The sequence below is a fragment of the Shigella sp. FC1567 genome (assembly GCF_001743015.1).
Classification (GTDB): Bacteria; Pseudomonadota; Gammaproteobacteria; order Enterobacterales; family Enterobacteriaceae; genus Escherichia; species Escherichia coli.
In genome coordinates this window covers 1-4,149 of record NZ_MIIV01000164.1, presented here as the reverse complement: position 1 = coordinate 4,149, position 4,149 = coordinate 1, and the positions used below count along the sequence as shown (strand labels likewise).

Annotated in this window: 5 protein-coding genes and 1 pseudogene; 3 read left to right on the top strand and 3 right to left on the bottom strand. The window is 53.8% G+C overall.

The genetic code is table 11. The features are described from left to right. A partial coding sequence (locus BHE85_RS11350) for an integrase core domain-containing protein (protein WP_146627965.1) occupies window positions 1-235 on the top strand: 235 nt, incomplete at its 5' end. A gap of 7 nt (window positions 236-242) precedes the next feature. Here BHE85_RS11350 and BHE85_RS11345 read toward each other — a convergent pair. The 3 genes and pseudogenes from BHE85_RS11345 to fliF form a co-directional block, all read right to left on the bottom strand. Continuing rightward, a pseudogene (locus BHE85_RS11345) lies at window positions 243-590 on the bottom strand (FliH/SctL family protein); the annotation flags it as partial. Further along, on the bottom strand, window positions 583-1,578 hold the full coding sequence (gene fliG, locus BHE85_RS11340; RefSeq protein WP_000067950.1) for a flagellar motor switch protein FliG: 996 nt from the start codon (window positions 1,576-1,578) through the stop codon (window positions 583-585). The pseudogene BHE85_RS11345 and the gene fliG, both read right to left, overlap by 8 nt. Beyond that, window positions 1,571-3,229, bottom strand: coding sequence for a flagellar basal-body MS-ring/collar protein FliF (gene fliF, locus BHE85_RS11335; RefSeq protein WP_000994411.1), 1,659 nt, complete (start codon window positions 3,227-3,229; stop codon window positions 1,571-1,573). The genes fliG and fliF overlap by 8 nt, the downstream gene beginning before the upstream one ends. A 214-nt stretch (window positions 3,230-3,443) precedes the next feature. On the opposite strand from fliF, the gene fliE reads away from it, so the two are divergent. Both fliE and BHE85_RS11325 read left to right on the top strand, forming a co-directional pair. Then, window positions 3,444-3,758 (top strand): flagellar hook-basal body complex protein FliE, encoded by a 315-nt coding sequence (gene fliE / locus BHE85_RS11330; RefSeq protein WP_001274295.1) that lies wholly within the window; start codon window positions 3,444-3,446, stop codon window positions 3,756-3,758. Between the two features lie 226 nt (window positions 3,759-3,984). Then, window positions 3,985-4,149 (top strand): IS1 family transposase (locus tag BHE85_RS11325; protein WP_047664789.1); only part of this gene is annotated, 165 nt, incomplete at its 3' end.

Here is a 4,149-nt window from a genome sequence, read left to right as displayed (position 1 = left end):
GCGCGGAAACTGCTGGGATAACAGCCCAATGGAACGCTTCTTCAGGAGTCTGAAGAACGAATGGATGCCGGTGGTGGGTTACGTAAGCTTCAGCGAGGCAGCTCACGCCATAACGGACTATATCGTTGGATATTACAGCGCACTAAGACCGCACGAATATAACGGTGGGTTACCCCCAAACGAATCGGAAAATCGATACTGGAAAAACTCTAACTCGGTGGCCAGTTTTTGTTGACCACTTCAATCACACTATCAAGCGCATCAAGGGTAGTTTGAAATTCGCTGACCAGTTGCTGCATCCGGGCATGAATTGGCGCTTGTTGAGACTTCGCCTTTGCCAGACCTTGCTCCAGCCCCTGGGCCAGTCCTTCCTGATAGCCCTGCTCATGACCTTGCTGGCGACCTTCGGCAATCCCCGCCTGATAACCTTGCTCATGGGCCTGCATTTGCAGTTGCGCCAGTTGCTGCTCAAGGCTGGGTTCGGCCTCTTCAATGATGGTTTCTTCCGGCTCGACCATGGGCACAAACTCTGCCTGTGGTGGCGCGAGATCGTCCGGCGTCCAGGTTTTCCACGGCAGATTATCAGACATAGGTATCCTCGCCGCTGCCAATTACCATCTCGCCAGTTTCGGCAAGGCGGCGCACAATCAGCAGAATCGCTTTCTGTTCGTTTTCCACCTGCGACAGACGCACCGGACCACGGTTGGCGAGATCGTCGCGCAGAATATCGGCGGCACGCTGCGACATATTGCGCAGGAATTTCTCGCGCAGTGGCTGCTCGGCCCCTTTCAGCGCGATCAACAGCGATTCGGAATCCACTTCCTGCAACAGACGCTGAATGCTGCGATCGTCGACATCCACCAGATTTTCGAACAGGAACATCTCGTCGATAATTTTTTGCGCCAGCTCGCCGTCGAATTCGCGCACGGCGGTAATAACGGCTTCTTCCTGCTGAGTTTTCATCAGGTTGATAATTTCGGCTGCCGTTCTCACGCCGCCCATTTTGCTGCGCTTGAGATTCTGACCGTCGAGCAAGCCATTCAGTACTTCGGTCAGTTCCGCCAGCGCGGCTGGCTGCACGCCGCCAAAGGTGGCGATACGCAACATCACGTCGTGGCGCAGACGTTCATCGAACAACGCCAGAATATCGGCGGCCTGGGCGCGCTTCAGATGCACCAGAATGGTGGCGATAATTTGCGGATGCTCATCGCGAATCAGATCGGCGGCACTCTGCGGCTCCATAAAGTTGAGCGTTTCAATACCGCTGGCGGTATCGCGAGTTTCGAGAATATCTTCCAGCAGGCTGGCGGCACGTTCCTCACCCAGAGCTTTGACCAATACCGAACGCAGATAATCGTTGGCGTTGATATTCAGTGCGGCAAACTGTTCAGCTTCTTGCTCAAACTCCGCCAGCACATCGGTTAGCTGCTTGTTGGAGATCTGCGTGACGTTCGCCATTGCAGCGCTCAGGGTTTGCACTTCGCGCTGGGAGAGGTGCTTGAACACCTCTGCCGCCCGGTCTTCGCCAATGGTCATCAGCAGGATGACGCTTTTATCGGTGCCTGTCAGGTTACTCATGATCGTTATTTATCCACTGGCGAATGACCAGCGCCACCACGCGCGGATCGTTATCAGACATTTCACGGATACGCTGGCTCATGACTTCTGCCCCCAGACGTTGGTTAGCGCGTCGTTGTTGGAGTTGTTCGTCTTTGCTCAGGCGGACTTCCACCGCATCTTCCACTTCCTCACGGGCCTGCGCCTGTTGCTGTACAGCTTTCATCGCCTCGGCGCGACTTGTTAACTGCGGGCGTACCGCTTTCCGCCACAGCAGCCACGCCACCAGCAGTACCAGCAACCAGCGACCGGCAGCCAGCAACTGATCGATAAACGCTTGCTGTTGCCAGAACGGCAGTTCTCCGCCGCTTTCGTCACTGCTATTGAACGGCGAGTTAACGACATTGAGCGAGTCACCGCGTTTTTCAGAAAAGCCCATCGCCTCGCGGGTCAGATCTTCAATTTGCTTCATCTGTTCGTTGCTGAGAGGCAATGGTTTACCGTCTGGCAAGGTTTTGTAATTTACCACTACCGCGACTGACAGACGTTGCACATCGCCCACGTTCATTTTGGTATGACGAATGGTGCGATCGACTTCGTAGTTACTGGTTTCATTCCGCTGTGTGCTACGCGGCCCGCTATTGCTGGTGGTGCTCGCCTGCTGCTGGCGGTTATTTTGATTTGCCGGAGGCGTGCTGATTGGCGCGTTATTCGCAGGTGCCGGTTGATTCGACAACGCCCCCGGTACGCCGCCCGGATAACCGGAACCGCTTTGCTCGCTCTCATTAAGCTGGCGTGAACGAAGCGCCGCATGAGATTCATCACCGTTAGGGCGATACTGTTCTTCCGTTTGTTCTTTACTGGCGAAGTCCAGTTGCGCCGTGACCTGGGCGTGAATATTACCGTTACCAACAATTGGCGACAGGATCGCTTCAATACGCCGCTGAATCCGGCCTTCGACATCGCTGGCATATTTCAACTGAGCGTCATTAAGATCGCGCCCGCTGGTATTGGACAGGGTTAACAGATGTCCACCCTGATCCACCAGCGTGACGTTCCCCGGCGGCAGACCAGCAACCGCGCTGGAAACCAGATGTACAATGGCGCTAATTTGCCCTTCATCGAGTGCGCGGCCGGGTAATAGATTTACCGTCACCGATGCAGAAGGGGATTTTTGTTCACGGACGAATAAAGACGGTTTCGGCATTGCCAGATGTACGCGCGCCCCTTTTACCGGGCCGATAGTTTCGATGGTACGAGAAAGCTCGCCTTCCAGCGCCCGCTGATAATTCACCTGTTCGCTGAACTGGCTGATACCAAACTTTTCCTGATCGAGTAGTTCGAAACCGACCGCGCCGCCTTTGGGCAAACCTTGTTGCGCCAGGCGCAGACGCAGCTCGTGAACTTTATCTGCCGGAACTTCAATAGCGCCGCTGGCTTCGCTGAAGCGGTAAGGAATATTCATTTGCGTCAGTTGGCTGACAATTGCGCCACCATCCTGATCGGAAAGATTGCTGAATAATGTGCGGTAGTCGGGGGCTTTCGCCCACAGGATCAGTGCGACCATGACCGCCACTGCCGCGGAACCGGCAACAATCAATGGAATTTTCGGATTCGCACGCAGGCGATTAAGCCACTCAAGAGATTTTGTCTGGGCTGCAGTCGCATTCATCGCGCACCTCGTGGCTGATTATGGACGGCGTTATTGGCAAAGTGGAACAAGACTCACTCCCGGGTCAGCAAACTCGAAAAATTGACGCTGCCATTATTTGTGCTTTCGTTTTTTTCTATCCGCCAATAAACCCGTTTTTTTGTTGCTATTTAGCGCCTTTGTCTTATTGACTTACTGGTAGGCTTTGCTACCAGAAATTATCCAGGAGACGAAAATGTCAGCGATACAGGGGATTGAAGGGGTTATCAGCCAGTTACAGGCTACGGCGATGAGTGCGCGTGCGCAGGATTCACTGCCGCAACCGACCATTAGTTTTGCCGGGCAGCTGCACGCCGCGCTCGATCGCATAAGCGATACACAAACAGCCGCCCGCACGCAGGCAGAAAAATTCACCCTCGGTGAACCCGGCGTGGCGTTAAACGATGTGATGACCGATATGCAAAAAGCCTCAGTTTCTATGCAAATGGGGATTCAGGTGCGTAATAAGCTGGTGGCGGCGTATCAGGAAGTGATGTCCATGCAGGTGTAGGTTTTGTAACCTGTTGGTAATTACATCCCATCTGCCCGCGTGGGGCATGGATGGGACAAACTCACCCTATTTCTGGTTTAAAATGGATACCTGATCCTGAAAGTTTTCTGCCATCCACGATCCGTAAACGCGATAACATGTTTTGTCTTCGCTTTGCTCATAGGAAGAGTGGGTAATGCTGCCAACTTACTGATTTAGTGTATGATGGTGATTTTAAGGTGCTTGCGTGGCTTCCATTTCCATCAGATGTCCTTCCTGCTCCGCTACTGAAGGCGTGGTGCGTAACGGCAAAAGCACTGCCGGACATCAGCGCTATCTCTGCTCTCATTGCCGTAAAACATGGCAACTACAGTTCACTTACACCGCCTCTCAGCCCGGTACGCACCAGAAA